The organism is Cupriavidus sp. 207A1, from assembly GCF_057798955.1.
In genome coordinates, this window is record NZ_JBYOJO010000006.1 from 353,570 (window position 1) to 378,829 (window position 25,260).

The following is a 25,260-nucleotide window of genomic DNA, read 5'->3' on the forward strand; positions in this document are numbered from 1 at the left end:
ATGCGCGAGAATCCACGCCGGCGCCAGCACCAGGAAGCCGTGGCGCGCCAGCGCCTGGGCCAGCCCGAGGCCGGCTGGCGCCAGCGCTGGTACACCATCATCTTCGAGGCCGATACGCGCGAGGGCCGCCTGTTCGATGTCGCGCTGCTGCTGGCCATCGTCACCAGCGTGATGATCGTGATGCTCGACAGCCTGCCCGCGGTGAACCAGCGCATGGGCGGGGTATTCACGGCGCTGGAATGGATGTTCACGCTGCTGTTCACGGCCGAGTACGCCATGCGCCTGCTGGTGGTGCGGCGCCCGTGGCGCTATGCGCTGAGCTTCTACGGCGTCATCGACTTCATCTCGATCATGCCGACCTGGCTGGCGTTCTTCGTGCCGGAACTGCATTTCCTGATCGACGTGCGGCTGCTGCGGCTGCTGCGCGTGTTCCGGATCCTGAAGCTGACCGTGTACTTCGAGGAAGCCGAGATCCTGTACCGCGCGCTGGTCAACAGCCGGCGCAAGATCTTCGTGTTCCTGGCCGCGGTGTTCATCATCACCGTGATCCTCGGCACCGTGATGTACGTGGTCGAGGGGCCGGAGCACGGCTTCCACAGCATCCCGGTCAGCATGTACTGGGCCGTGGTGACGCTGACCACCACCGGCTTCGGCGACATGGTGCCGAAGACGCCGCTGGGGCAGTTCATCACCTCGCTGACGATCCTGCTGGGCTACGGCATCATCGCCTTTCCCACCGGCATCGTCGGCGCCGAGCTGGCCGCCAGCATCATGAAGCGGCCACTGACGACCCGCACCTGCACCCATTGCCTGACCGAGGGGCACGAGCCCGACGCACAGTATTGCAAGCACTGCGGCAGCCAGCTGCCGGCCTATCAGAACGACCGGCCTGAAGTCCCGGGCGGCCGCGACGGCTCGACCTGACCCTGGGCCTCGCCATAACACCTTCCCCATCTCGCACGACTATGCAAGCCACCCTCGACGCCTTCCGCGACGCCGTCAGGCAAGCCACCGAGACCCGCACCCCGCTGCGGCTGCGCGGCGGCGGCAGCAAGGACTTCTACGGCCAGCCGCCGCAAGGCCAGTTGCTGGACACGCGCGCTTACACCGGCATCGTCGACTACGACCCGGCCGAGCTGGTGATCACCGCGCGCTGCGGCACGCCGCTGGCCGAGGTCGAGGCCGCGCTGGCAGAAAAGCGCCAGATCCTCGCGTTCGAGCCGCCCCACTTCGCGCTGCCCGGCCAGCCCAGCGTGGCGACGCTGGGCGGCGCCGTCGCCGCCGGCTTGTCGGGCCCGCGCCGGCAGGCGGTGGGCGCGCTGCGCGACTTCGTGCTGGGCGCGCAGCTGATGGACGGCCGCGGCGAGGTGATGGACTTTGGCGGCCAGGTGATGAAGAACGTGGCGGGCTACGACGTGTCGCGGTTGCTGGCGGGCTCGCTCGGCACGCTGGGGCTGATCCTGCAGGTCTCGCTCAAGGTGCTGCCGGCACCGTTCGACGAGGCCACGCTGCGCTTCGAGATGGCACAGGCCGAAGCCATCCGGCAACTGAACCAGTGGGGCGGCCAGCCGCTGCCGCTGGCGTCTTCGGTGTGGCAGGCGGGCGTGCTGCACGTGCGCCTGTCCGGCGCCGGCGCCGCGGTGCGCGCGGCCTGCGCACGGCTGGGCGGCGAACGCCTGGAGCCGGCGCCCGCCGCCGCGCTGTGGCAGTCGCTGCGCGAGCAGACCCACCCGTTCTTTGCCCCGGCCCACGCGGGCCGCGCGCTGTGGCGACTGGCGGTGCCCACCGTGGCCGCGCCGCTGGCGCTGCCCGGCGAACAGCTGGTCGAATGGGGCGGCGGCCAGCGCTGGTGGCTGCCCGAAGAGGGCTCCGCCAAGGCCGACGCCGAAAGCGTGCGCGCGGTGGCCCAGGCCGCCGGCGGCCATGCCACGCTGTTTCGCCACGGCGACAAGTCGATGGGCGTGTTCACGCCGCTGGCGTCGCCGCTGGCCGCGATCCATCGCCGCCTGAAAGAGACCTTCGACCCGGCGGGCATCTTCAATCCGCAGCGCATGTACCCCGGGCTCTGAGCCCGCGGGCCCAGACACCCAGGCACAACTTCCCCACATCATGCAAACGACCCTGGCCGATTTTCTCCGCGACACGCCCGAAGGCGAGGAAGCCAAATCCATCGTCGGCAAATGCGTGCATTGCGGCTTCTGCACCGCCACCTGCCCCACCTACCAGCTGCTCGGCGATGAACTGGACGGGCCGCGCGGGCGCATCTACCTGATGAAGCAGGTACTCGAAGGCCATGCCATCACCGAAAGCACGCGCCTGCACCTGGACCGCTGCCTGACCTGCCGCAACTGCGAATCGACCTGCCCCTCCGGCGTGCGCTACGGCCGCCTGGTCGACATTGGCCGCCAGCTGGTCGACGACAAGCTCGAGGCCGAAGGCGTGCGGCGTCCCGCCAGCCAGCGCATCGCGCGCTGGGTGTTGCGCGAGGGGCTGACGCGGCCGGCGCTGTTCGGCACGGCGCTGCGCCTGGGCCAGATGGTGCGACCGCTGCTGCCGGGCACGCTGCGCGCCAAGGTGCCGCCGCTGTCGGCCAGCGCCGCGCCAGGCACGTGGCCGCGCAACACGCATGCGCGCAAGATGCTGTTGCTCGACGGTTGCGTGCAGCCGGCGATGTCGCCCAACATCAATGCCGCCACCGCGCGCGTGTTCGACCGTGTCGGCATACAACTGGTGGTGGCGCGCGAGGCCGGCTGCTGCGGCGCCATCCGCTTCCACACCGGCGACCACGATGGCGGCCTCGACAATATGCGCCGCAATATCGACGCGTGGTGGCCGCATGTCGAAGCCGGCGCCGAAGCCATCGTGATGACCGCATCGGGCTGCGGCGCGATGGTCAAGGACTACGGCCACCTGCTGCGCAACGATCCCGCCTATGCCGAGCGCGCGCGCCGCATCTCGGCGCTGACGCGCGACCTGTCCGAGATCCTGCCGGACTTTGCCGACGACCTGCATGCCGCCGCCGGCGCGGTGCCGCGCGACGGGCGGCGCGTGGCCTACCACCCGCCGTGCACGCTGCAGCACGGCCAGCAGATCCGCGGCAAAGTCGAAGCGCTCTTGACCGGCCTCGGCGTGGAAGTCAAACTCTGCGCTGACAGCCACCTGTGCTGCGGCTCGGCGGGCACTTACTCGGTGCTGCAGCCGGAACTGTCCCAGCGCCTGCGCGACGACAAGCTCGCCAAACTGCAGGCGACGCAGCCCGAAGCCATCGTCTCCGCCAATATCGGCTGCATCTCGCACCTGCAGGGCGGCACCGATACGCCGGTCATGCACTGGATCGAACTGGTCGACCGGATGCTGGGATAACACCCCGGCCGTGGTTGTCTCCGCTCTCTCCCGCTTGCGGGAGAGAGGGCCATGCACAACCACGACCGCCCCATGCTCCAGACCTTTGCCATCCTGTTGGTTTTCCAGTCCGTCGGCGAGGTGATCAGCTACGCGCTGACCCTGCCCGTGCCCGGCCCCGTGCTCGGCATGATCCTGCTGTTCGGCTGGCTCGTCTTCGACGACCGGCTGCTGCCCGTGATCCAGGGCACCACCACCGAGCTGCTCAAGCACCTGTCGCTGCTGTTCGTGCCGGCCGGCGTCGGCATCATGGTCCACGCCAACCGCATCGAGGGCGAGTGGATGCCGATCCTGGTCGCGCTGGTGGTGTCCACCTGGCTGGCCATCGCCACCACCGCGGTGGTCACGCGCATGCTGATGCGCAAGCGTTCCGGCTCGCCCGACGCGCCGCCCGCCGACGCCAGGGGAGAACAGGCATGATGACGCCGCGCCTGAACGAGATCTGGGTCTACCTTGCCGCCAGCCCGCTGGTGGGCCTGACCGCGACGCTGCTGGCCTATGTGTTCGCCTTCCGCATCTACGAAAAATCGCGCTTCTCGCCGCTGGCCAACCCGGTCATGATCGCGGTGGCGCTGCTGGTCACGGTGCTGACCGTCACCGGCACGCCCTACAAGACCTACTTCGACGGCGCGCAGTTCGTGCACTTCCTGCTGGGGCCGGCAACGGTGGCGCTGGCGGTGCCGCTGTACCTGCAGCTGCCCAAGCTGCGCACCCATGTGTTCCCGCTGCTGGCGGGACTGGTGGCAGGCTCGGTGGTGGCGGTGGTGTCGGCGGTGGGCATTGCCTGGCTGCTGGGTGCCTCGCCCGAAACCGTGCGCTCGCTCGCGCCCAAGTCGGTGACGATCCCGATCGCCATGGGCGTGGCCGAGAAGATCGGCGGGCTGCCGTCGCTGACAGCGGTGCTGGTGATGGGCACCGGCATCATCGGCGCGGTCAGCGCGACCATGCTGCTGAACCTGCTGCGCATCCGCGACTACAGCGTGCGCGGCTTTGCCACCGGCGTGGCGGCGCACGGCATCGGCACCGCGCGGGCGTTCCAGGTCAACCAGGAGGCCGGCGCCTTCGCCGCGCTCGGCATGGGCCTGAACGGCGTGCTGACCGCGATCCTGGTGCCGGTGATGGCGGCGTGGATGCCGCACTGACCTCCCGTCCCTGACATCCTCCTGACAGCACGCTGTCAGCAGCCCCCGCGCATGATGCGAGCTCCTCACTCCCCTACCTATGGAACCCAGGAGCCCATCATGAGCCAACGTCTGATCAACTGGCTGGAAATCCCCGTCGTCGACATGCCCCGCGCCATCGGCTTCTACGAGCAGGTCTTCGATATTCGGCTGCGCCGCGAAACCATGAGCCAGGTCGACATGGCCGTGTTCCCGCACCCCGATCCCGGCGGCGCGCTGGTCGCCGGCGAAGGCTACCGGCCCAGCAACTACTACGGCACGGTGCCGTACCTGCACGCGCCGGAACTCGATGCGCTGCTGGAACGCGCTGCGCGCGCCGGCGGCAAGACCGTGTTCGGACCGCTGCGCCTGCCGGGCGAAATCGGCCGCATCGCGCATATCACCGACAGCGAAGGCAACCGCATCGGCCTGCACGAGCCGGTGGCCGGATGACCGCCATGGACCACGCCGACCGATGAGCCGCCGCGCCGACCGCCTGTTCCAGATCGTGCAGGTGCTGCGCGGCCGCCGCCTGACCACGGCGGCGCTGCTGGCGCAGCGGCTCGGGGTCTCGGAACGCACCGTCTACCGTGATATCCAGGCGCTGTCGCTGTCGGGCGTGCCGGTCGAGGGCGAGGCCGGCATCGGCTACCGGCTGCGCGCCGACTTCGACGTCCCGCCGCTGATGTTCAGTGCCATGGAAGTCGAAGCGCTGGTCGCCGGCCTGCGGCTGCTGAAGGCCTGGGGCGGCGGCGCGCTGGCCGCCGCGGCCGATCCCGCGCTGGAGAAGCTGATGGCGGCGCTGCCGCCGCCGCGCCGGCTGGCGGCGCAGCAAAGCCGCGTGTTTGCGCCAGAGTACGTCAACCAGGCGCATGTGCGCGAGGCCTTCGACGTGGTGCATGGCGCGCTGGGCGCGCACAAGCTGCTGCGGCTCGACTACTGCGACGTGCAGCAGCGCATCACCGAACGCGTGGTGATGCCGCTCGGGCTGTTCTTCTGGGGCAATGCCTGGCTGCTGGCGACGTGGTGCACCACGCGCGAGGACTACCGCAGCTTCCGGCTGGACCGCTGCCGCGCCATCCGCATGCTCGACGACCACTTCCACGAAACCCCGGACCGCTCGCTCAACGGCTTCCTGCGCGCGGTGCGCGCCAGCGGCGCCTGAGGCTCAGGCGGCGGGGTCGGACAGCAGCCGCTCGATATCGGCGCGCAGCTCTTCCGGCTTGGTGGTCGGCGCGTAGCGCTTGAACACCGTGCCGTCGCGGCGCAGCAGGAACTTGGTGAAATTCCACTTGATGCCCTGGGTACCGAGCACGCCACGCTTCTCGGTGGTCAGCCACTGGTACAGCGGATGGGCGTCGGGGCCGTTGACGTCGATCTTGGCGAACATCGGGAAGCGCACCGCGAACCGCGTCTCGCAGAACTGCCCGATCTGCTGCGCATCGCCCGGCTCCTGCTTGCCGAACTGGTTGCACGGAAAGCCCAGTACTTCGAGCCCGCGCCCGTGGTATTCGTCATAGAGCTTCTGCAGGCCTTCGTACTGCGGGGTAAAGCCGCATTCGCTGGCGGTATTGACCACCAGCATCACCTTGCCCTGGAACTGCGACAGCGGCACCGGCTGGCCGGCGAGCGAGTTGGCTTCGAACTGGTAGACATTGCTCATGGCAGACTCCTGTAGATAGCCAAGCATACCGCCACGCGCGGCAATGCGCAGCAAGGCGCAGCCTTCAGATGACGTTGAGGTGTTCGGTGCCCGCGCCCAGGTCCGAGTCCTTGGCGTGGGTGCTGTGCAGCTTGATCATCAGGCGCAGGTCGTTGAGCGAATCGGCGTTGCGCAGCGCATCTTCGTAGGTGATCTTGCCCTGCTCGTACAGGTCGAACAGCGCCTGGTCGAACGAGATCATGCCCTGCTCGCGCGATTTCTTGATGACTTCCTTGAGCTCGTGGATCTCGCCCTTGAAGATCAGGTCGGCCACCAGCGGCGTGCCGATCATGATCTCCACCGCCGGCACCCGGCCCTTGCGGCCCGCGCGCGGCAGCAGGCGCTGCGAGATCATCGCCTTCAGGTTCAGCGACAGGTCAATCAGCAGCTGCTGGCGCTTCTCCTCGGGGAAGAAGTTGACCACGCGGTCGATCGCCTGGTTGGCGTTGTTGGCGTGCAGCGTGGCCAGGCAGAGGTGCCCGGTCTCGGCGTACTGCATCGCGTACTCCATGGTCTCGCGGTCGCGGATCTCGCCGATCAGGATCACGTCGGGGGCCTGGCGCAGCGTGTTCTTCAGCGCCACGTGCCAGGACTCGGTATCGATGCCGACCTCGCGCTGCGTGACGATGCAGTTCTGGTGCGCGTGCACGTACTCGATCGGATCCTCGATGGTGATGATGTGGCCGTAGGAGTGGGCGTTGCGGTGGTCCAGCATCGCCGCCAGCGTGGTCGACTTGCCCGAGCCGGTTGCCCCGGTCACGATCACCAGCCCGCGCTTGGCCATCACCACCTCATGCAGCGTCTGCGGCAGGTCCAGGTCGGCCACCGACGGAATGCGCGTATTGATGGTGCGCACCACCATGCCGGCCTTGCCCTGCTGGATGAAGGCCGACACGCGGAAGCGCCCGGCCTTGGGCGCGCTGATCGCAAAGTTGCATTCGCGGCTGGTATCGAAGTCCTGCACCTGGCGCTCGTTCATCACCGAGCGCACCAGGCCCAGCGCCTGGGTCGGGTTCAGCGGCTGCTGCGACACCGGCGTGATCTTGCCGTCGACCTTGATCGCCGGCGGGAAGTCCGACGTGATGAACAGGTCCGAGCCGCGGTTGCTGACCATCAGCTCGAGCAGGTCATTGATGTACTTGGCGGCGGATTCGCGGTCGAGCATGGCGGTGTCCTGCTGGAGAAAGGGCGAAGGCGGAGGGTGGGCCTCAGCCCATGAACGCGTCCGGGTTCTTGGCAATCGCGCGCGCGTCGCTGTAGCTGATGACGCTGCGCTTGATCAGGTCCGACAGGCACTGGTCCAGGGTCTGCATGCCCAGCCCGCTGCTGGTCTGCATCATCGAGTACATCTGCGCGATCTTGTTCTCGCGAATCAGGTGGCGGATCGCGGGCGTGGCAATCATGATCTCGTGCGCGGCGGTGCGGCCGTTGCCGTCGCGGGTCTTCAGCAGCGTCTGCGAGATCACCGCTTCAAGCGATTCCGACAGCATGGTGCGCACCATGTCCTTCTCTTCGGGCGGAAACACGTCGACCACGCGGTCGATGGTCTTGGCCGCAGAGCTGGTGTGCAGCGTGCCGAAGACCAGATGGCCGGTCTCGGCCGCGGTCAGCGCCAGGCGGATGGTTTCCAGGTCGCGCAGTTCGCCCACCAGGATCACGTCCGGATCTTCACGCAGCGCCGAGCGCAGGGCGTTGGCAAACGAATGCGTATGCGGCCCCAGCTCGCGCTGGTTGATCAGGCTCTTCTTGGAGCTGTGCACGAATTCGATCGGGTCCTCCACCGTGAGGATGTGGCCCATGTCGTTTTCATTGCGATGATCGACCATCGCCGCCAGCGTGGTGGACTTGCCCGAGCCGGTGGGGCCCGTCACCAGCACCAGCCCGCGCGGCTTCATGCACAGGTCGGCGAACACCGCCGGCGCGCGCAGCTCTTCCAGCGTCAGCACCTTGGACGGAATGGTACGGAACACCGCGGCGGCGCCGCGCTGGGTGTTATAGGCATTGACGCGGAAGCGCGACAGGCCGGCGATCTCGAACGAGAAATCGATTTCGAGGCGTTCCTCGTAGGCCTTGCGCTGGGTGTCGCTCATGATGTCGTACACCATGGCGTGGACATCCTTGTGCGTCATCGAGGCGACGTTGATGCGCCGCATGTCGCCGTGGATACGCACCATCGGCGGCATGTCCGCGGACAGATGAAGATCGGACGCCTTGTTCTTGACGGCGAAAGCCAATAGCTGCGCGATGTCCATCTATAATGACCCCACCCTGAATTGTTATCGGTACTTGACGTACCTTATATATATGTTCGCCGGATTATGTCTGTGATTGCCGCCAACTTGCAAGCCGTACGCCAGGGCATTGCGGCGGCAGCACAACAGGCCGGCAGGCAACCCGCGGACGTCGCCCTGCTGGCCGTTTCCAAGACCGTTTCCCCCGACCGCATAAGGGCCGCATACGCCGCCGGACAGCGCGAATTCGGCGAGAACTACGTCCAGGAAGGTATCGACAAGATCGCCGCGCTGGCCGACCTGCGCGGCCACCTGCAATGGCATTTCATCGGCCCGCTGCAAAGCAACAAGACGCGCCCGGTGGCGGAACATTTCGACTGGGTGCACTCCATCGAGCGGCTCAGGATCGCCGAGCGGCTGTCGGCCCAGCGTCCTGCCGGCATGGCGCCGTTGCAGGTCTGCATCCAGGTCAATATCAGCGGCGAAGCCAGCAAGAGCGGCGTCGCCCCGGCCGAGGTGCCCGCGCTGGCGCATGCGGTCGCGGCCTTGCCCAACCTGCGGCTGCGCGGGTTGATGGCAATCCCCGAACCCGCGCACGACCCCGCCGCGCAACGGCGCCCGTTCGCCGCCATGCGCGCCATGCTGCAGGCGCTGCGCGCCGACGGCTTGCAGCTCGACACGCTGTCGATGGGCATGTCGGGCGACATGGAGGCCGCCATCGCCGAGGGCGCCACCCTGGTGCGGATCGGCACCGCCATCTTCGGCGCGCGCGGCTGACGTCCGCGCCCCGACCGGAATCTTTCAGACCCCAGAGACCTTCATGCTCGACACCCTCACCTTCGGCTTTCTTGGCGGCGGCAACATGGCTTCCGCACTGATCGGCGGCCTGATCGCGCGCGGCGTGCCCGCCGGCGCGATCCGCGTGGTCGACCCGTTTCCGGAAGCGCAGCAGCGCCTGGCGCGCGACCTCGGCGTGCATGCGGCCGCGGCCCCGGACGCCGCCTTCGGCGCCAGCGATGTGCTGGTGCTGGCGGTCAAGCCGCAGCAGTTCCGCGACGCCGCGGCGCAGCTGCTGCCGCACCTGCCGGGCGAGGGCCCGGGCAACCTGGTGATCAGCGTGGCCGCCGGCATCCGGCTGCAGGACATGCAGCGCTGGCTCGGCGGGCGCAACCGCGTGGTGCGCGCGATGCCGAATACGCCGGCGCTGTCGGGCATGGGCATGACGGGCCTGGCCGCACCGGCCGCGCTGTCGGCAGAAGACCGCGCGATTGCCAGCGCCGTGGCCGAGGCCGTCGGCAAGTGCGTGTGGGTCGATGGCGATGAGCAGATCGACGCCGTCACCGCGATTTCCGGCAGCGGCCCGGCCTATGTGTTCTATTTCATCGAGGCGATGCAGCGCGCCGCCACCGAACTGGGGCTCAGCGCCGAACAGGGCCGCGAACTCGCGGTGGAGACCTTCCGCGGCGCGGCCACGCTGGCGGGGCAGTCGCCCGAACCGGTGGCGACGCTGCGCGAGCGCGTGACCTCGAAGGGGGGCACCACCTATGCGGCCCTGACCTCGATGGAGGCCGCCGGCATCGCCGATGCCTTCGTGCGCGCGATGCACGCGGCCGCGGCGCGCGGCAAGGAAATGGGGGCGGAGTTCGGCAAGGATTGAAGTACCAGGACGCCCGCAGCAAGCTCCCCTCGCCCGCCTGCGGGAGAGGGGATCAAACCCTCAGCCAGCGTACAAATCACCGCACCGCGTACGCCAGCGCCGTCCCCGCAAACACGCAAGCCCCCAGCCAGTTGTTGTGCCGGAACGCCGCGAAGCACCGCATCCGGTCGCGCTCGCGGATCAGCGTGTAGTGGTAGCCGGCACAGCCGATCGCCGCAACCAGCCCCACCCAGTACGGCCAGCCCAGGCCCAGCAGCACGCCCGCCCATGCCATCAGCGCAAAGAACGCGGCGTAGCACAGCATGATCGCCGCCACATCGAAGCGCCCGAAGGTGATGGCCGAGGTCTTCATGCCGATCAGCAGGTCGTCGTCTCGATCGACCATGGCATAGGCGGTGTCATACGCGACCGCCCAGAACACATTGGCCAGCAGCATCAGCCAGGCCACCGGCGGCACCTGGTCCTGGATCGCGGCGAAGGCCATCGGGATGCCGAAGCCGAACGCGATCCCCAGGTAGGCCTGCGGAATCGCAAAGAAGCGCTTGAAGAACGGGTAGGTGCCCGCCACCACCGCGGCCACCACCGCCAGCCATTTGGTCAGCGCGTTGAGCGGCAGCACCAGCGCAAACGCCACCAGCGCAAGCACGGCGGCCACCGCCAGCGCTTCCCATGCGGCGATCTTGCCGGCGGTCAGCGGGCGCTCGCGCGTGCGCTTGACGTGCTTGTCGAAGTCGCGGTCGGCCCAGTCGTTGATGGCGCAGCCGGCCGAGCGCATCAGGAAGGTGCCCGCGACGAAGATCCAGAACAGGGCCCAGCGCGGCGGCCCGTCCGCCGCCATCCACATGGCCCACAGCGTCGGCCACAGCAGCAGCAGCGTGCCGATGGGCTTGTCGATGCGCACCAGGCGCGCGTAGAGGGCAAGGCGTTCAAGCATGGGAGTGGGTGGCAACGGCGAAAGGGTCTGCACGGCGTGGATCCGGGGCGGGCGATTCAATGAAAACGCGCCGCAGCCCGGACGGCTGCGACGCGCTGTACCAGCGGCCGCAGGCGCGGCCGCCAGGAGACCAGGCAGGCCTCAGGCCAGCATCGAGCGCAGCATCCACGCGGTTTTTTCATGCGTCTGCATGCGCTGGGTCAGCAGGTCGGCCGAGGGCTCGTCGCCGGCGGCATCGATCACCGGGAAGATCGAGCGCGCGGTGCGCACCACGGCTTCCTGGCCTTCGACCAGCTTGCGGATCATGTCGGTGGCCTCGGGCACGCCCTCTTCCTCGGCGATCGACGACAGGCGCGCGTACTCCTTGTAGGTGCCCGGCGCCGGGTAGCCCAGCGCGCGGATACGCTCGGCGATCGAGTCCACGGCCAGCGCCAGCTCGTTGTACTGGGTCTCGAACATCAGATGCAGCGTATTGAACATCGGACCCGTCACGTTCCAGTGGAAGTTGTGGGTCTTGAGGTAGAGGGTATAGGTGTCCGCCAGCAGCTTGGACAGACCTTCCGCGATCTTCTTGCGGTCCTTGTCGGAAATACCGATATTCACGCTCATCTCGTTCTTCTTTGCCATGGTAGATACGCTCCGTTCTGGTATAGCCACGAGGAGCGCCGCCGGGCTTGCCGAATCGTGGCGATTCGGGGGCCGGGCGGCGCGGTACCCCGCATTATTGCACCGGGCAACGGTCCCGGCCAAACCCCGCGCCGGGGGGCCGTTGCCGGGCGGGCGCTTATTGCAGGTTGAGCGCGCGCTTCACGCCCTCGCCGTAGGCCGGGTCGGCCTTGCTGAAGTGTTCCAGCTGCACGCGCACGATGGCCTCCGGCACGCCCTGCATCGCCGCGGCGATATTGGCGAACAGGCGCTGGCGCTGGCCCTCGTCGAACAGGCGGAACAGCGCGCCGGGCTGGCTGTAGTAGTCGGTGTCGACGCGGTGGTCCCAGCGGTCGGCGGCGCCGTCCAGCGCCAGCGGCGGCTCGATTGCGCGCTCGCTGGCGGCGTAGGCGCTTTCGCGGTTGGGCTCGTAGTTGAGCTTGCCGCCCTGGTTGCCGTCCACGCGCATCGCGCCGTCACGGTGGAAGCTGTTGTGGAACGGGCATTTCGGCGCATTGACCGGGATCTGGGCGTGGTTGATGCCCAGGCGGTAGCGCTGCGTGTCGCCATACGAAAACAGCCGCCCCTGCAGCATCTTGTCGGGCGAGAAGCCGATGCCGGGCACGATATTGGCCGGGTTCATCGCCACCTGCTCGACCTCTGCAAAATAGTTGTCCGGGTTGCGGTTGAGCTCGACCACGCCCACGTCGATCAGCGGATAGTCCTTGTGCGGCCAGACCTTGGTCAGGTCGAACGGGTTGATGTGGTACCTGGCCGCCTCGGCCTCCGGCATGACCTGAACGCGCAGGTTCCAGCGCGGGAAGTTGCCGCGCTCGATATTGTCGAACAGGTCGCGCTGGGCGCTCTCGCGGTCGTTGGCCACCACCTTGGCCGCTTCCTGGTTGGTCCAGTTCTCCACGCCCTGCTGCGACTTGAAGTGGAACTTGACGTAGAAGCGCTCGTTATTGGCGTTGATGAACGAGTACGTGTGCGAGCCGAAGCCGTGCATCTGCCGGTAGTTCTGCGGCAGGCCGCGGTCGCTCATCAGGATGGTGACCTGGTGCAGCGATTCCGGGTGGCGCGACCAGAAGTCCCACACCGCGATCGGGTCGCGCAGGTTGGTGCGCGGGTTGCGCTTCTGCGTGTGGATGAAGTCGGGGAACTTGAGCGGGTCGCGCACGAAGAACACCGGCGTGTTGTTGCCGACCAGGTCCCAGTTGCCTTCGTCGGTATAGAACTTGATCGAGAAGCCGCGCACGTCGCGCTCGGCGTCGGCCGCGCCGCGCTCGCCGGCAACGGTGGAGAAGCGGATGAACAGCGGCGTTTCCTTGCCGACCTCGGCAAACACCGAGGCCTTGGTGTACTGGGTGATGTCGTGGGTGATGCGCAGCGTGCCGTAGGCGCCGGAGCCCTTGGCGTGCACGCGGCGCTCGGGAATGACTTCGCGGTCGAAGTGGGCCAGCTTTTCGAGGAACCAGACGTCCTGCAGCAGCATCGGGCCGCGCGGGCCGGCGGTCTGCGAGTTCTGGTTATCGGCGACCGGTGCGCCGGCGGCAGTGGTGAGAGTGTCCTTCTTGCTCATCTTTTCCTCTTTGTGGGTCGGCTGAAAGGGAATGCCGCGTCAGTGCGCAGCGGCATAGCAGGCCAGGCAATCGAGCAGGCAGCGCCCCATGCGGAGGGAAAAACGGGGCTGGGTTGGTGTCGTTATCAGTGACTGGGCGCTGGTGCTCATCATCGGTTCCTGTCTTGCGTCGACGCCATCCGCATCGACAGGAACCAGTCTACAAATTATCTATTAAGTTGAGAATTTAATTATTTATACCTATGTATTAGGTCAAATCTATTCGGGGTTAGGGAAACTTATGCCAGCGGCAGGTGACCACCCCAAGACAGCGCGGCGACATGACCGGTTCGGGAAGCAGAAATGACAACGGCCGCAGCGGAGTCTCCGCTGCGGCCGTTGCCTGGCCGGTCCTGCGAGGCGACGCTCAGGCGGCTTCGGCCAGTTCCTTGGCGTCGAGCTTGCGCACGCCTGGCAGGTCGCAGGCGGCCACGGCGTTGGCCAGCGCTTCCATCGCCGGCAGGCGGGTGAAGCTCTTGCGCCAGGCCAGCACCACGCGCCGGTCGGGCACGGGGTCGGCAAACGGCACGTACGACAGCATGTCGCCCTTTGCTTTCAGGTCGGGCACCGAGGTGCGCGGCAGCACGGTGATGCCGACCCCGCTGGCCACCATATGGCGTATGGTCTCGAGCGACGAGCCCTCGAAGGTCTTCTGGATGCCGTCGGCCGCCTGCGAAAAACGCGACAACTCGGGGCATACACCCAGCACGTGGTCGCGGAAGCAGTGGCCGCTGCCCAGCAGCAGCATGGTCTGCTGCTTCAGCTCCTCGGGGTCGACCGCGTGCACCTGCGCCAGCTGGTGGCCGCGCGGCACGGCCACGACAAAGGGTTCGTCATAGAGCGGGCGCACCGTCAGGCCGGAATCGGGAAACGGCTCGGCCATCACCGCGCAGTCGATCTCGCCCTGCTTGAGCAACTCGATCAGCTTGTGGGTGTAGTTCTCCTGCAGCATCAGCGGCATCTGCGGCACGGTGTCGATCATCTGCTTGACCAGCGACGGCAGCAGGTACGGCCCGATGGTGTAGATCACGCCCACGCGCAGCGGGCCCGCGAGCGGGTCCTTGCCCTGCTTGGCGATCTCGCGGATGGCCATGGTCTGCTCCAGCACACGCTGGGCCTGCGCCACAATCTGCTCGCCGACCGACGTCACCGACACCTCGGAGGTGCCGCGCTCGAAGATCTGCACGTTGAGTTCGTCTTCCAGCTTCTTGATGGCGACCGACAGCGTCGGCTGCGACACGAAGCAGGCTTCCGCGGCCCGGCCGAAATGGCGCTCGCGCGCCACGGCGACGATGTACTTGAGTTCAGTGAGCGTCATGACTTATCAAATCCGGGTAGGCGATAGATTTTACCTTCGATTGCCGGATCTGTCAGAGTGCCCACTTCACGCGAGCCGGTATGCGACGGCTCAGGCACAAAGCCGCCGAGCAAGACTTCAATCAGGCCTTCAGGTAGTGCTCGCGCCCACCCAGCCAGCGCGACAGGTGCGCTTCGACCGCTTCCGGATAGTGCGCAAGCATCAGCTCGGCCGCCGCCTGGGCGTACTCCACCAGCCAGGCATCGGTCTGCAGGTCGGCAAAGCGCAACATCGCCTCGCCGGACTGGCGCGCGCCCAGGAATTCGCCCGGGCCGCGGATTTCCAGGTCGCGCCGCGCGATCTCGAAGCCGTCGGTGGTCTCGCGCATGGTCGCCAGGCGCTCGCGCGCGGTGGGCGACAGCGGCGCCTGGTACATCAGCAGGCAGACCGATTCGGCGCTGCCGCGCCCGACCCGGCCGCGCAGCTGGTGCAGCTGCGCCAGGCCGAAGCGCTCGGCATGCTCGATCACCATCAGCGAGGCATTGGGCACGTCCACGCCCACCTCGATCACGGTGGTGGCCACCAGCACCTGCAGGCGATTGGCGCTGAAGTCATCCATTACCGCGGCCTTCTCCGCCGGCGGCAGGCGCCCGTGCACCAGGCCCACGCGCAGGTCGGGCAGCGCCGCCACCAGGGTCTCGTAGGTCTCGACCGCGGTCTGCAGCTGCAGCGCCTCGCTTTCCTCGATCAGCGGGCACACCCAGTAGACCTGGCGGCCTTCGGCCGCGGCATGGTGGATGCGCCCGATCACCTCGTCGCGGCGCTCGTCGTTGACCAGGCGCGTGACGATGGGCGTGCGCCCCGGCGGCAGCTCGTCGATCACCGAGACGTCGAGGTCGGCGTAGTAGGTCATGGCCAGCGTGCGCGGGATCGGCGTGGCCGACATCATCAACTGGTGCGGCACGGTTTCGGCGCCGCCGGGCGCGGCGGGCGCCTCGGCGGCGCCGGCCTTGCCGCGCAGCGCCAGGCGCTGCGCCACGCCGAAGCGGTGCTGCTCGTCGACCACCGACAGCCCCAGCCTGGCAAAACGCACGGTGTCCTGGATCAGCGCATGGGTGCCGATCACCAGCTGCGCCTCGCCCGATTCCACGCGCGCCACCGCCGCGCGCTTGTCGCGCGCCTTCTGGCTGCCGGCCAGCCACACCACCGGCACACCCAGCGGCTCCAGCCACGCCGACAGCTTGCGGAAATGCTGCTCGGCCAGGATCTCGGTCGGCGCCATCAGCGCCGCCTGGAAGCCGGCATCGATGGCCTGGCACGCGGCCAGCGCGGCGACGATGGTCTTGCCGCTGCCCACGTCGCCCTGCAGCAGCCGGTGCATCGGGTGCGGCAGGGTCATGTCGGCGGCGATTTCGCCGACCACGCGCTGCTGCGCGCCGGTCAGCCGGAACGGCAAGGCGGCCAGGAAGCGCGTCAGCAGCCCGCCCTCGCGGCGCGGCATGGTCGGCGCGGTCTTGTCGCGGCGCGCCGCGTGCGCGCGCCGCAGCGAGATCTGCTGCGCCAGCAGTTCGTCGAACTTGACGCGCTGCCAGGCCGGGTGCGAGCGGTCGGCCAGCGCGGCCTCGCTCTCCTGCGGCGGCGGCGCGTGCAGCAGCCGCAGGCAGTCGGCCAGCGCACGCAACTGCAGGCGCGCCAGCGGCCCCTGCAGCACCGGTTGGGGCAGCGTCTCGGGCAAGGGGGTGCGCGCGAGCGCGCCGCCGATGGCCTTGCGCAGGTAGGCCTGCGGAATGCCGGCGGTGGACGGGTACACCGGCGTCAGGCGGTCTGGCAGCGCCTCGCCGGCCAGCACCGGGCGCACGGTCGGATGGACCATCTCGGCGCCGAAGAAACCGCCACGGACCTCGCCGCGCACGCGCAGGCGCACGCCCTCGGCCATTTGCTTGGTCTGGCTGCCGTAGAAGTTCAGGAAGCGCAGGGTCAGCTCGCCGCTGTCGTCGGCAAGCTTCACCACCAGCTGGCGGCGCGGCCGGAACGTGACTTCGTTGGAGATGACTTCGCCTTCCACCTGGGCCGGCAGCCCGAGCCCGGCACGGTGGATGGCCTCGGCGATCGGCACCACCGTGGTCTCGTCCTCGTAGCGCATCGGCAGGTGCAGCGCCAGGTCGACCGGGCGGCGCAGGCCCAGCTTGGCCAGCCGCGCGGCGGCCGTGGATGCGCCCGAGCCCGCGGCCTTGCCCTTGGCCGCGCCCGCCTTGCCGCGCGCAGGCGCCGCCGTGCCATTGGCATCGCTGGCGTCGGCAGGGTCCTGGATCGGTTCGGCGGCGGTTCCGGGCATCGGCGAATAAGTTGGCAGCAGTCGCTGCGGGCTTCTGGACTGGCTGGCGCGGCGCCGGCGAATGGCGGGTATCACGCCCGGCGCGGCGGCAAGCGCGCCCGTGGCCTTACAATATCGGATTCGCCGATTGTACCCATGCCGGCTGCCAATCCGGGCAGCGGAGTGACGCGCCGTGCCCGGCGCCCGCCTCCGCCACAGCCTGCAGACCGCGCAGACCGCCCCCCCACGATGTTGACGCTTTCCGATTTCGACTTTCCGCTGCCGCCCGAACTGATCGCCCAGAGCGCGCTGCCCGACCGCAGCGCCAGCCGGCTGCTGGTGGTGGAGCGGCTCGCCCCCGGCGACACCGCCGACGCAGTGCGCATGGCCGACCGCGCCTTCAGCGACATCGTCGATTACCTGCGTCCGGACGACCTGCTGGTGTTCAACGACACCCGCGTGATCAAGGCCCGTTTCTTCGGCCACAAGCCCAGCGGCGGCAAGGTCGAGGTGCTGGTGGAACGCGTGCTCGACACCCACACCGTGCTGGCCCAGGTGCGCGCGTCCAAGACGCCGGCCGAAGGCAGCGCCCTGCACCTGGCCGATGATGCCTTTGCCGTGACCGTGGGCCCGCGGGTGGACCAGTTCTTTACGCTGCGCTTCCCCGAGCCGGCGCTGGACCTGATCGAACGCTACGGCCGCCTGCCGCTGCCGCCGTATATCACGCACGACCCCGACGCCTACGACGAGACCCGCTACCAGACCGTCTACGCGCGCAGCCCCGGCGCGGTTGCCGCGCCCACCGCCGGGCTGCATTTCGACGACGCGCTGTTCGCCCGCCTCGATGCCGCCGGCGTGCGCCGCGCCTTCCTGACCCTGCACGTGGGTGCCGGCACCTTCCAGCCGGTGCGCACCGAGAACCTGGCCGAGCACAAGATGCATTCGGAGTGGTACGCGATCTCCGAAGACCTGGCACAGGCGGTGCGCGACACCCGGGCACGCGGCGGCCGCGTGATCGCGGTCGGCACCACCTCGCTGCGGGCGCTGGAGTCGGCCGCGCAGCCCGGCGGGACGCTCGCCGCCGGCAGCGGCGACACCGATATCTTCATCACGCCCGGCTACCGCTTCCGCCTGGTCGACGCACTGATCACCAACTTCCACCTGCCCAAGTCGACGCTGCTGATGCTGGTGTCGGCGCTGGCCGGAGTGCAGGCCATCCGCGCCGCCTACCGCCATGCGGTCGAGCAGCGCTACCGATTCTTCAGCTACGGAGACGCCATGCTGCTGACCCGGCAGCCGGACGCCGCCGCCGCGGCCTGATTTCAGACTATTCGCCATGCTCAACTTCGAACTCATCACCACCGACGGCAACGCCCGCCGCGGCCGCGTCACGCTGAACCACGGCGTGGTCGAAACGCCGATCTTCATGCCGGTGGGCACCTATGGCTCGGTCAAGGCGATGTCGCCGCTGGAACTGAACGAGATCGGCGCGCAGATCATCCTGGGCAACACTTTCCACCTGTGGCTGCGGCCGGGGCTGGAGGTGGTCAACGCCCATGACGGCCTGCACCGCTTTATCGGCTGGGACAAGCCGATCCTGACCGACTCCGGCGGCTTCCAGGTGTTTTCGCTGGGGGACCTGCGCAAGATCACCGAAGATGGCGTCACCTTTGCCTCGCCGGTCAACGGCGACAAGCTCTTCCTGTCGCCCGAGATCTCGATGCAGATCCAGCGCACGCTGAATTCCGACATCGTCATGCAGTTCGACGAATGCACGCCGTACGAGATCGACGGCCGCCCCGCCACGCACGAGGAAGCCGCCAAGTCGATGCGCATGAGCCTGCGCTGGGCCAGGCGCTCGCGCGACGAGTTCGAGCGGCTGGCCAACCCGAACGCGCTGTTCGGCATCGTCCAGGGCGGCATGTACGAAGACCTGCGCGACGAGTCGCTGGCGGGACTGTCGGAACTGGACTTCCACGGCTTCGCCATCGGCGGGCTGTCGGTGGGCGAGCCCAAGGAAGACATGATGCGCGTGCTGGAACACGTGGCGCCGCGCCTGCCGGCCAACAAGCCGCACTACCTGATGGGCGTGGGCACGCCCGAGGACCTGGTCGCCGGCGTCGCCGCCGGGGTCGACATGTTCGACTGCGTGATGCCGACCCGCAACGCGCGCAACGGCTGGCTCTTCACCCGCTACGGCGACGTCAAGATCAAGAACGCCGCGCACCGCAACGACCCGCGCCCGCTCGACGAGAGCTGCGCCTGCTACACCTGCCGCAATTTCTCGCGCGCCTACCTGCACCACCTGCACCGCGTGGGCGAGATCCTGGGCGCGCGCCTGAACACCATCCACAACCTGCACTACTACCTGCAGCTGATGCGCGAGGTGCGCGAGGCGATCGAGCAGCACCGCTTTGCCGACTTCCGCCGCCAGTTTGCCGCCGACCGCGCGCGCGGCACGCAGTGACAACCCCGGGCGGCGCGAACTTTCCCGCCGCCCGCGGTCGAATAGCCGGTCAAGGCGCGGCGTCCGCCGCCCAAGTTGCCCCCAACGCACCCCGAACAAACCCGTATTCCGCCCTAGAATGCCAAGGGCGGGCTGGGTGCGAATGGTAGAATGTTCGATTAATTGACTGACTTTTGTGACGGAGAATCAACGTGCTGATTTCTAACGCATTTGCCCAGACCGCCGGTGCCGGCGGCGCGGCTGGCGGCCTGATGAGCTTCCTGCCCATCATCCTGATGTTTGGTGTGCTGTGGTTCATCATGATCCGCCCGCAGATGAAGCGCCAGAAAGAAGCCAAGGCAATGCTCGAAGCGCTGGCCAAGAACGACGAAGTCGTCACCGCCGGCGGCATCCTGGGCCGCGTGACCAAGGTCACCGACCAGTACGTCAGCCTGGAAATCGCCGAAGGCACCGAGATCACGGTGCAGAAGAATGCCGTGACCACGGTGCTGCCCAAGGGCTCGCTGAAGGCGCTCTGATCCCAGGATCGCGCGCGCGACTCCCGCCTTTGTCTTTTCCGGCATGCCCGTTCGCGCATGCCCCGGCAGCCGCCTGATCCAGCCCGACGAAGCCCGCGCGGCTTCGCTCCGCGGCTGCCAGGCGGCTGTTTGCCAAACCGGTTCGGCCCCGCCGACGTGGCGCGCCACGCCTGCGCCGGCCCCGCCAACCGCTGAATGACTGGCCCGAGATGAATCGTTATCCGCTTTGGAAATACCTCGTGATCCTGGTGGCCCTGGCCATCGGCATCATCTACACCTTGCCGAACTTCTTCGGCGAGGCGCCTGCCGTGCAGGTGTCCTCGGGCAAGGCCACGGTCAAGGTCGACCTGTCGATGCAGAAGCAGGTCGAAGAGATCCTGGCGCAGAACCAGCTGCAGCCCGACGGCGTCTTCTTCGACATCTCCGGCCAGTCGGGCTCGGTCAAGGCGCGCTTCCGCACCACCGACGAGCAGCTCAAGGCCAAGGACGTGCTGTCGCGCACGCTGAACCCGGACGCGGCCGATCCCGCCTACGTGGTCGCGCTGAACCTGCTGTCGGGCTCGCCGCGCTGGCTGACCTCGCTGCACGCGCTGCCGATGTACCTGGGCCTGGACCTGCGCGGCGGCGTGCACTTCCTGCTGCAGGTCGACATGAAGGGTGCCGTCGACAAGAAGCTCGACAGCCTGGCCGGCGACGCGCGCACCCTGCTGCGCGACAAGAACATCCGCCACGGCGGCATCGACCGCGACGGCGAGCGCCTGACGGTGCGCTTCAACAACGCCGACGACGCCAGCCGCGCGCGCGCGCTGCTGGCCGACAACCTGCGCGAAGTGGCCTTCGCCATGGACGGCAACAACATCGTCGGCACCTTCACCGAGGCCGCCCGCCGGGCCGTGCAGGACGCCGCGGTCAAGCAGAACATCACCACGCTGCATAACCGCGTCAACGAGCTCGGCGTGGCCGAGCCGGTGATCCAGCAGCAAGGCGCCGACCGCATCGTGGTGCAGCTGCCGGGTGTGCAGGACACCGCCAAGGCCAAGGACATCATCGGCCGCACCGCCACGCTGGAAGCGCGCCTGGTCGACAACGACGCGCCGCGCAGCCCGCGCCCGGGCGACCCGGTCCCGTTCGGCAGCGAGCTGTTCACGCAAGGCAACGGCGCCCCGGTGGTGCTGAAGAAGCAGGTCATCTTCACCGGCGACCGCATCGAAAGCGCCTCGGCCGGCTTCGACCAGAACCAGCAGCCTTCGGTCAACATCAAGCTCGACGCCCAGGGCGGCCGCGTGCTGCGCGATGTCTCGCGCGAGAACCTGAAGAAGCCGATGGCGATCGTGCTGTTCGAGAAGGGCAAGGGCGAAGTGCTGACGGTGGCGACGATCCAGTCCGAACTGGGCTCGAGCTTCCAGATCACCGGCTCCTACTCCACCGAAGCCGCCAACGACCTGGCCCTGCTGCTGCGCGCCGGCTCGCTGGCCGCGCCGATGGAGATCATCGAAGAGCGCACCATCGGCCCGTCGCTGGGTGCCGACAACATCGAGAAGGGCTTCGACTCCGTTGCCTATGGCTTTGCCGCCATCGGCGTGTTCATGATCCTGTACTACATGCTGTTCGGCGTGTTCTCGGTGGTCGCGCTGGGCGTGAACCTGCTGCTGCTGATCGCGGTGCTGTCGATGCTGCAGGCCACGCTGACGCTGCCGGGCATTGCCGCCATCGCGCTGGTGCTGGGCATGGCCATCGACGCCAACGTGCTGATCAACGAGCGCATCCGCGAGGAACTGCGCGCCGGCGCGTCGCCGCAGATGGCGATCGCGGTCGGTTTCGAGCGCGCCTGGGCCACCATCCTGGACTCCAACGTGACCACGCTGATCGCCGGCCTGGCACTGCTGGCGTTTGGTTCGGGCCCGGTGCGCGGCTTTGCCGTGGTGCATTGCCTGGGCATCCTGACCTCGATGTTCTCGGCGGTGTTCTTCAACCGCGGCCTGGTCAACCTCTGGTACGGCCGCAAGAAGAAGCTGCAGAGCGTGGCCATCGGCCAGATCTGGAAGCCCGGCAATACCACCGACACGCCGGTCGCCAAGTAAGCGGCCCGCGGCACAACACGTAGTACAGAACAGGATTCAACATGGAATTCTTCCGCATCCGGCGCGACATTCCCTTCATGAAGCACGCGTTGATCTTCAACGTGATCTCCTTCCTGACGTTTGCCGCGGCCGTATTCTTCCTCTGGCAAAAGGGCCTGCACCTGTCGATCGAATTCACCGGCGGCACGGTGATGGAGGTCAGCTACCAGCAGGCGGCCGACCTGGAAAAGATCCGCGGCCAGGTGGGCAAGCTTGGCTATACCGACGTGCAGGTGCAGAACTTCGGCACCTCGCGCGACGTGATGATCCGCCTGCCGCTGCAAAAGGGCGCGGACGGCAAGCCCGTGACGTCCGCCCAGCAGAGCGAGCAGGTGATGGGCGCGCTCACCGCGGCGTCGCCTGACGTCAAGCTGCAGCGCGTCGAGTTCGTCGGCCCGCAGGTGGGCAAGGAGCTGGCCACCGACGGCCTGCTGGCGCTGCTGTGCGTGGTGGCCGGCATCGTGATCTACCTGTCGTTCCGCTTCGAGTGGAAGTTCGCGGTGGCGGGCATCATCGCCAACCTGCACGACATCGTCATCATCCTGGGCTTCTTCGCCTTCTTCCAGTGGGAGTTCTCGCTGTCGGTGCTGGCGGCGATCCTGGCCGTGCTGGGCTACTCGGTTAACGAATCGGTGGTGATCTTCGACCGGATTCGCGAAGCCTTCCGCAAGTACCGCAAGATGACCACCCACGAGGTCATCGACCACGCCATCACCAGCACCATGTCGCGCACCATCATCACCCACGGCTCGACCGAAATGATGGTGCTGTCGATGTTCTTCTTCGGCGGCCCGACGCTGCACTACTTCGCGCTGGCGCTGACGGTGGGCATCCTGTTCGGCATCTACTCGTCGGTGTTCGTCGCGGCGGCGCTGGCGATGTGGCTGGGCGTGAAGCGCGAGGACCTGGTCAAGGGCGAGAAGAAGGGCGAGTCGACCGACCGCAACGACCCCAACTACGGCGCGCAGGCCTGAGCCCTGCCCGGCCGGAAAAAAAGAACGGCGCCCCGCGGGGCGCCGTTTTTCATGGCCTGGCCAGCAACATTCAGGCCGGCATCGAGAAGCGCTCGATCCATGCGGCCAGGCGGTCGGAAGCGAAGCCCTCGCTGCGCGGGGCGGCCCGGCAGACGATGGTGTCGCCGTCGCGGACGAACTTCAGCGCGCCGCCCGCTTCTTCCAGCCACAGCAGGCTGGCCAGCCAGGCGGCATGCTGGGCCGACACCGTCGTGCCCACGGGCTGGGCCAGGAACTCGGCCAGCGCGGCCGGCTGGGTCCAGACCACCGTATCGCCGTCGCGGCGCACCACCTCGCTGCCGAGCGCGTCGGCAACCACGGCGGCGGCATCGGCAGCGCCCCGGCCCGCATTGGCGCTGCGCAGCCCGGCCAGGCGTGTGCCCACGGCATGGCCGAAGCTACCGCTGCGCTCGGCTTCGGCGCGAACCAGGTCGGCATAGTCCATGCGCTGCCAGTCCGGCTCGGCGTTGCGGGCCCCCGCCAGGTCGACCGCCGCCAGGTAAGTCTCCACCGGCTGGAAATGGCCCGGGCCAATCAGGCTCGCGCACAGCGCGTGCAGCATGCCGATGCGGGTTGCCACGGTCTGGGTCTGCAGCACCGCCAGCTTCTCGCGCACCAGTTGGTCCCGCTCCTTGCGCAGGCCGGACATTTCCAGCGCCTGCTTGAGTTCCATGCGCAGCGCGGTGATATCCCACGGCTTCTTGATATAGCGGTGGATCTGCCCCTGGTTCACCGCCTCGACGGTCTGGTCGAGTTCCGAGTACGCGGTGGTCAGGATGCGCACGATATGCGGGTAGCGCTCGCGCGCGTAGCGCAGCAGTTCGTTGCCGTACTCGCCCGGCATGCGCTGGTCCGAGACCAGCACGGCCAGGCTGTCGGCGTGAGCGTCCAGCAGCGTCTTGCCCTCCTCCACCGAACCGCCAGTCACCACCGGCGCCAGCGCGCCGATGGCCCGCTGGAAGTATTTGACGGCGGTCGCCTCGTCATCGACGAACAGAATCGCCGGGGGTGGTGCCTGGGTGGCAATCGGTTCGCTCATCGGTCACTCCTAATCATTCGATTCCTGAAATTTGGAAAGTCCAGCGTCACTGTGGTCCCGGCACCGGGAGCGGAGGCGATCCGGATGCCGCCGCCGAAGGACTGCATGACGCGGTTGCAGAAAATCATGCCGAGGCCACTGCCGCCAGCGCTGGCGTGGGTAGTGACCGGATCGACCAGCAGCCGCCCCATCACCTCTGGCGGGATGCCGGGGCCGTTGTCGCAGATGCGGATTTCCTGGTTGGGCTGGGTTGTCACCACGAAGCGCAGGGACGGCTGGTCCACGCCCGCGAGCGCGCGCAGTGCGTTGCTCATCACCGACGACAGCACCAGCGCGACGCAGTTGGGCAGCGTCTGCACGGGGAAATCGCCCTGCATGTCGACGTCGACCCACTGGCGCTGCCCGCCGGTGAACGGATACGTATCCAGCAGCGACGCCACCAGCGCGCCCGCACTGACCTCGGTGCCGGCGTCGGCCGCCGGCGTCTTGCTGACTCCCGCGCTGTTGCGCACCGACTCCAGGAACGACGACAGCACCGCCAGGCAATACTGCGCGTTGTCGTACATGGCGCCCGCGGCCTGCCCGATCTCGCCTTGCCGCTGCTCGCTGTAGTCGGCCTGGACGCGGCTTTCGATGCCGCGCGCGAAGTTGGCAATGGCGGCCAGCGGCGTGTTCAGTTCATGCGCCAGGAAGGCCAGGGTTTCGTCGATCGCCATCAGGCGGTGCTGGCGCAACGCGCGCTCCAGGTGGCGCTCGCCGGCCAGGTGCAGCACCTGGCGCACGTCGCCGACACTCAGGGGCTTTTCCAGGATGCGGAAGACTTCGCCGCTGTTGACCGTTTGCAACAGCATGTCCTTGTCGGCGTAGGCCGTCACCAGGATGCGCACGATCTGCGGATAGGCCTGGGCGACCTCGCGCAGCAGGTCGCCCCCGTCGCGGCCGGGCATGCGGAAATCGGTGACCAGGATCGCGATCCGCCCGCCCTCTGCGCGCAGCGTCGCCATCGCCTCGTCGGCGCCGGCGGCAAGCAGGACCTCATACTCGCTGCCGACCGCGCGCGCAAAGTACTTGCGCGCCATGTCTTCGTCGTCGACATAGAGGACGACATTGGGCCGGGCTTGCTGGAGTTCGCTCATGCGA

The 25,260-nt window shown here is 67.9% G+C and carries 24 protein-coding genes; 14 read left to right on the forward strand and 10 right to left on the reverse strand.

The features are described from left to right. The 7 genes from AC3FMM_RS14010 (at window position 1) to AC3FMM_RS14040 (ending at window position 5,727) form a co-directional block, all read left to right on the forward strand. Window positions 1-924 carry an ion transporter gene (locus AC3FMM_RS14010; RefSeq protein ID WP_116313038.1) on the forward strand — a complete coding sequence of 308 codons (924 nt, stop codon included), beginning with the start codon at window positions 1-3 and terminating at the stop codon, window positions 922-924. 41 nt (window positions 925-965) lie between these two features. After that, on the forward strand, window positions 966-2,069 hold the full coding sequence (glcE, locus tag AC3FMM_RS14015; protein ID WP_116313039.1) for a glycolate oxidase subunit GlcE: 1,104 nt from the start codon (window positions 966-968) through the stop codon (window positions 2,067-2,069). A 40-nt stretch (window positions 2,070-2,109) separates the two neighbouring features. Then, on the forward strand, window positions 2,110-3,363 hold the full coding sequence (gene glcF / locus AC3FMM_RS14020; protein ID WP_115710728.1) for a glycolate oxidase subunit GlcF: 1,254 nt from the start codon (window positions 2,110-2,112) through the stop codon (window positions 3,361-3,363). A gap of 72 nt (window positions 3,364-3,435) precedes the next feature. Next, on the forward strand, window positions 3,436-3,822 hold the full coding sequence (locus tag AC3FMM_RS14025) for a CidA/LrgA family protein (RefSeq protein ID WP_115681496.1): 387 nt from the start codon (window positions 3,436-3,438) through the stop codon (window positions 3,820-3,822). Then, window positions 3,819-4,544, forward strand: coding sequence for an LrgB family protein (locus AC3FMM_RS14030; protein WP_082819011.1), 726 nt, complete (start codon window positions 3,819-3,821; stop codon window positions 4,542-4,544). The genes AC3FMM_RS14025 and AC3FMM_RS14030 overlap by 4 nt, the downstream gene beginning before the upstream one ends. Before the next feature lie 99 nt (window positions 4,545-4,643). Further along, window positions 4,644-5,015, forward strand: coding sequence for a VOC family protein (locus AC3FMM_RS14035; protein ID WP_197717962.1), 372 nt, complete (start codon window positions 4,644-4,646; stop codon window positions 5,013-5,015). Window positions 5,016-5,037: 22 nt separating this feature from the next. Further along, window positions 5,038-5,727: a helix-turn-helix transcriptional regulator gene (locus tag AC3FMM_RS14040; RefSeq protein WP_488686843.1), complete on the forward strand. Its 690-nt coding sequence runs from the start codon at window positions 5,038-5,040 to the stop codon at window positions 5,725-5,727. Window positions 5,728-5,730: 3 nt separating this feature from the next. Here AC3FMM_RS14040 and AC3FMM_RS14045 read toward each other — a convergent pair whose 3' ends face one another. From AC3FMM_RS14045 to AC3FMM_RS14055, 3 genes are all read right to left on the reverse strand, one after another. Next, a complete protein-coding gene (locus AC3FMM_RS14045; protein ID WP_116379168.1) occupies window positions 5,731-6,225 on the reverse strand; it encodes a glutathione peroxidase in 495 nt (164 codons plus the stop codon). 64 nt (window positions 6,226-6,289) lie between these two features. Beyond that, window positions 6,290-7,429: a PilT/PilU family type 4a pilus ATPase gene (locus AC3FMM_RS14050; protein WP_473702995.1), complete on the reverse strand. Its 1,140-nt coding sequence runs from the start codon at window positions 7,427-7,429 to the stop codon at window positions 6,290-6,292. A gap of 43 nt (window positions 7,430-7,472) precedes the next feature. After that, window positions 7,473-8,516, reverse strand: a complete 1,044-nt coding sequence (locus AC3FMM_RS14055; RefSeq protein WP_115681084.1) for a type IV pilus twitching motility protein PilT — start codon at window positions 8,514-8,516, stop codon at window positions 7,473-7,475. A 66-nt stretch (window positions 8,517-8,582) separates the two neighbouring features. Between AC3FMM_RS14055 and AC3FMM_RS14060 the strand changes: the two genes are divergently transcribed. Together AC3FMM_RS14060 and proC are read left to right on the forward strand one after the other, a co-directional pair. Further along, window positions 8,583-9,272 (forward strand): YggS family pyridoxal phosphate-dependent enzyme, encoded by a 690-nt coding sequence (locus AC3FMM_RS14060; RefSeq protein WP_115710731.1) that lies wholly within the window; start codon window positions 8,583-8,585, stop codon window positions 9,270-9,272. Between the two features lie 43 nt (window positions 9,273-9,315). Continuing rightward, the gene (proC, locus tag AC3FMM_RS14065) at window positions 9,316-10,152 is read left to right on the forward strand and encodes a pyrroline-5-carboxylate reductase (RefSeq protein WP_116313041.1); all 837 of its coding nucleotides are present in this window, start codon (window positions 9,316-9,318) and stop codon (window positions 10,150-10,152) included. Between the two features lie 76 nt (window positions 10,153-10,228). On the opposite strand, the gene ubiA is transcribed toward proC, so the two are convergent. The 5 genes from ubiA to recG form a co-directional block, all read right to left on the reverse strand. Continuing rightward, window positions 10,229-11,086: a 4-hydroxybenzoate octaprenyltransferase gene (ubiA, locus tag AC3FMM_RS14070; protein ID WP_116313042.1), complete on the reverse strand. Its 858-nt coding sequence runs from the start codon at window positions 11,084-11,086 to the stop codon at window positions 10,229-10,231. Between the two features lie 141 nt (window positions 11,087-11,227). Beyond that, on the reverse strand, window positions 11,228-11,713 hold the full coding sequence (locus tag AC3FMM_RS14075; RefSeq protein WP_092306463.1) for a Dps family protein: 486 nt from the start codon (window positions 11,711-11,713) through the stop codon (window positions 11,228-11,230). 157 nt (window positions 11,714-11,870) lie between these two features. After that, on the reverse strand, window positions 11,871-13,313 hold the full coding sequence (locus AC3FMM_RS14080; protein ID WP_116313043.1) for a catalase: 1,443 nt from the start codon (window positions 13,311-13,313) through the stop codon (window positions 11,871-11,873). 406 nt (window positions 13,314-13,719) lie between these two features. Then, complete coding sequence (locus AC3FMM_RS14085) at window positions 13,720-14,670, reverse strand: LysR substrate-binding domain-containing protein (protein WP_115681089.1); 951 nt, start codon at window positions 14,668-14,670, stop codon at window positions 13,720-13,722. A gap of 121 nt (window positions 14,671-14,791) precedes the next feature. Next, window positions 14,792-16,984 carry an ATP-dependent DNA helicase RecG gene (gene recG, locus AC3FMM_RS14090; protein ID WP_488686844.1) on the reverse strand — a complete coding sequence of 731 codons (2,193 nt, stop codon included), beginning with the start codon at window positions 16,982-16,984 and terminating at the stop codon, window positions 14,792-14,794. 228 nt (window positions 16,985-17,212) lie between these two features. Here recG and queA point away from each other — a divergent pair, with 228 nt between their 5' ends. The 5 genes from queA to secF all read left to right on the forward strand — a co-directional run bounded on the left by queA (window position 17,213) and on the right by secF (window position 23,042). Next, the gene (gene queA, locus AC3FMM_RS14095; protein WP_115681091.1) at window positions 17,213-18,283 is read left to right on the forward strand and encodes a tRNA preQ1(34) S-adenosylmethionine ribosyltransferase-isomerase QueA; all 1,071 of its coding nucleotides are present in this window, start codon (window positions 17,213-17,215) and stop codon (window positions 18,281-18,283) included. A 16-nt stretch (window positions 18,284-18,299) separates the two neighbouring features. Then, the gene (tgt, locus tag AC3FMM_RS14100) at window positions 18,300-19,430 is read left to right on the forward strand and encodes a tRNA guanosine(34) transglycosylase Tgt (RefSeq protein ID WP_116313044.1); all 1,131 of its coding nucleotides are present in this window, start codon (window positions 18,300-18,302) and stop codon (window positions 19,428-19,430) included. A 191-nt stretch (window positions 19,431-19,621) separates the two neighbouring features. After that, window positions 19,622-19,948 carry a preprotein translocase subunit YajC gene (yajC, locus tag AC3FMM_RS14105; RefSeq protein WP_012353816.1) on the forward strand — a complete coding sequence of 109 codons (327 nt, stop codon included), beginning with the start codon at window positions 19,622-19,624 and terminating at the stop codon, window positions 19,946-19,948. A gap of 209 nt (window positions 19,949-20,157) precedes the next feature. Further along, window positions 20,158-22,029: a protein translocase subunit SecD gene (secD, locus tag AC3FMM_RS14110; RefSeq protein ID WP_115710744.1), complete on the forward strand. Its 1,872-nt coding sequence runs from the start codon at window positions 20,158-20,160 to the stop codon at window positions 22,027-22,029. A gap of 41 nt (window positions 22,030-22,070) precedes the next feature. Further along, on the forward strand, window positions 22,071-23,042 hold the full coding sequence (secF, locus tag AC3FMM_RS14115) for a protein translocase subunit SecF (protein ID WP_115710745.1): 972 nt from the start codon (window positions 22,071-22,073) through the stop codon (window positions 23,040-23,042). A 70-nt stretch (window positions 23,043-23,112) separates the two neighbouring features. On the opposite strand, the gene AC3FMM_RS14120 is transcribed toward secF, so the two are convergent. Together AC3FMM_RS14120 and AC3FMM_RS14125 are read right to left on the reverse strand one after the other, a co-directional pair. After that, window positions 23,113-24,120, reverse strand: coding sequence for a response regulator (locus AC3FMM_RS14120; RefSeq protein WP_115681095.1), 1,008 nt, complete (start codon window positions 24,118-24,120; stop codon window positions 23,113-23,115). Then, window positions 24,117-25,256, reverse strand: coding sequence for an ATP-binding protein (locus AC3FMM_RS14125; RefSeq protein ID WP_488686845.1), 1,140 nt, complete (start codon window positions 25,254-25,256; stop codon window positions 24,117-24,119). The genes AC3FMM_RS14120 and AC3FMM_RS14125 overlap by 4 nt, the downstream gene beginning before the upstream one ends. Window positions 25,257-25,260: the final 4 nt, after the last annotated feature.

What these genes read in the sequence shown, in the direction of transcription:
- AC3FMM_RS14010 (WP_116313038.1), top strand. Translation starts at nt 1, where the DNA reads ATGCGCGAGAATCCACGCCGGCGCCAGCACCAGGAAGCCGTGGCGCGC.
- glcE (WP_116313039.1), top strand. Translation starts at nt 966, where the DNA reads ATGCAAGCCACCCTCGACGCCTTCCGCGACGCCGTCAGGCAAGCCACC.
- glcF (WP_115710728.1), top strand. Translation starts at nt 2,110, where the DNA reads ATGCAAACGACCCTGGCCGATTTTCTCCGCGACACGCCCGAAGGCGAG.
- AC3FMM_RS14025 (WP_115681496.1), top strand. Translation starts at nt 3,436, where the DNA reads ATGCTCCAGACCTTTGCCATCCTGTTGGTTTTCCAGTCCGTCGGCGAG.
- AC3FMM_RS14030 (WP_082819011.1), top strand. Translation starts at nt 3,819, where the DNA reads ATGATGACGCCGCGCCTGAACGAGATCTGGGTCTACCTTGCCGCCAGC.
- AC3FMM_RS14035 (WP_197717962.1), top strand. Translation starts at nt 4,644, where the DNA reads ATGAGCCAACGTCTGATCAACTGGCTGGAAATCCCCGTCGTCGACATG.
- AC3FMM_RS14040 (WP_488686843.1), top strand. Translation starts at nt 5,038, where the DNA reads ATGAGCCGCCGCGCCGACCGCCTGTTCCAGATCGTGCAGGTGCTGCGC.
- AC3FMM_RS14045 (WP_116379168.1), bottom strand. Translation starts at nt 6,225, where the DNA reads ATGAGCAATGTCTACCAGTTCGAAGCCAACTCGCTCGCCGGCCAGCCG.
- AC3FMM_RS14050 (WP_473702995.1), bottom strand. Translation starts at nt 7,429, where the DNA reads ATGCTCGACCGCGAATCCGCCGCCAAGTACATCAATGACCTGCTCGAG.
- AC3FMM_RS14055 (WP_115681084.1), bottom strand. Translation starts at nt 8,516, where the DNA reads ATGGACATCGCGCAGCTATTGGCTTTCGCCGTCAAGAACAAGGCGTCC.
- AC3FMM_RS14060 (WP_115710731.1), top strand. Translation starts at nt 8,583, where the DNA reads ATGTCTGTGATTGCCGCCAACTTGCAAGCCGTACGCCAGGGCATTGCG.
- proC (WP_116313041.1), top strand. Translation starts at nt 9,316, where the DNA reads ATGCTCGACACCCTCACCTTCGGCTTTCTTGGCGGCGGCAACATGGCT.
- ubiA (WP_116313042.1), bottom strand. Translation starts at nt 11,086, where the DNA reads ATGCTTGAACGCCTTGCCCTCTACGCGCGCCTGGTGCGCATCGACAAG.
- AC3FMM_RS14075 (WP_092306463.1), bottom strand. Translation starts at nt 11,713, where the DNA reads ATGGCAAAGAAGAACGAGATGAGCGTGAATATCGGTATTTCCGACAAG.
- AC3FMM_RS14080 (WP_116313043.1), bottom strand. Translation starts at nt 13,313, where the DNA reads ATGAGCAAGAAGGACACTCTCACCACTGCCGCCGGCGCACCGGTCGCC.
- AC3FMM_RS14085 (WP_115681089.1), bottom strand. Translation starts at nt 14,670, where the DNA reads ATGACGCTCACTGAACTCAAGTACATCGTCGCCGTGGCGCGCGAGCGC.
- recG (WP_488686844.1), bottom strand. Translation starts at nt 16,984, where the DNA reads ATGCCCGGAACCGCCGCCGAACCGATCCAGGACCCTGCCGACGCCAGC.
- queA (WP_115681091.1), top strand. Translation starts at nt 17,213, where the DNA reads ATGTTGACGCTTTCCGATTTCGACTTTCCGCTGCCGCCCGAACTGATC.
- tgt (WP_116313044.1), top strand. Translation starts at nt 18,300, where the DNA reads ATGCTCAACTTCGAACTCATCACCACCGACGGCAACGCCCGCCGCGGC.
- secD (WP_115710744.1), top strand. Translation starts at nt 20,158, where the DNA reads ATGAATCGTTATCCGCTTTGGAAATACCTCGTGATCCTGGTGGCCCTG.
- secF (WP_115710745.1), top strand. Translation starts at nt 22,071, where the DNA reads ATGGAATTCTTCCGCATCCGGCGCGACATTCCCTTCATGAAGCACGCG.
- AC3FMM_RS14120 (WP_115681095.1), bottom strand. Translation starts at nt 24,120, where the DNA reads ATGAGCGAACCGATTGCCACCCAGGCACCACCCCCGGCGATTCTGTTC.
- AC3FMM_RS14125 (WP_488686845.1), bottom strand. Translation starts at nt 25,256, where the DNA reads ATGAGCGAACTCCAGCAAGCCCGGCCCAATGTCGTCCTCTATGTCGAC.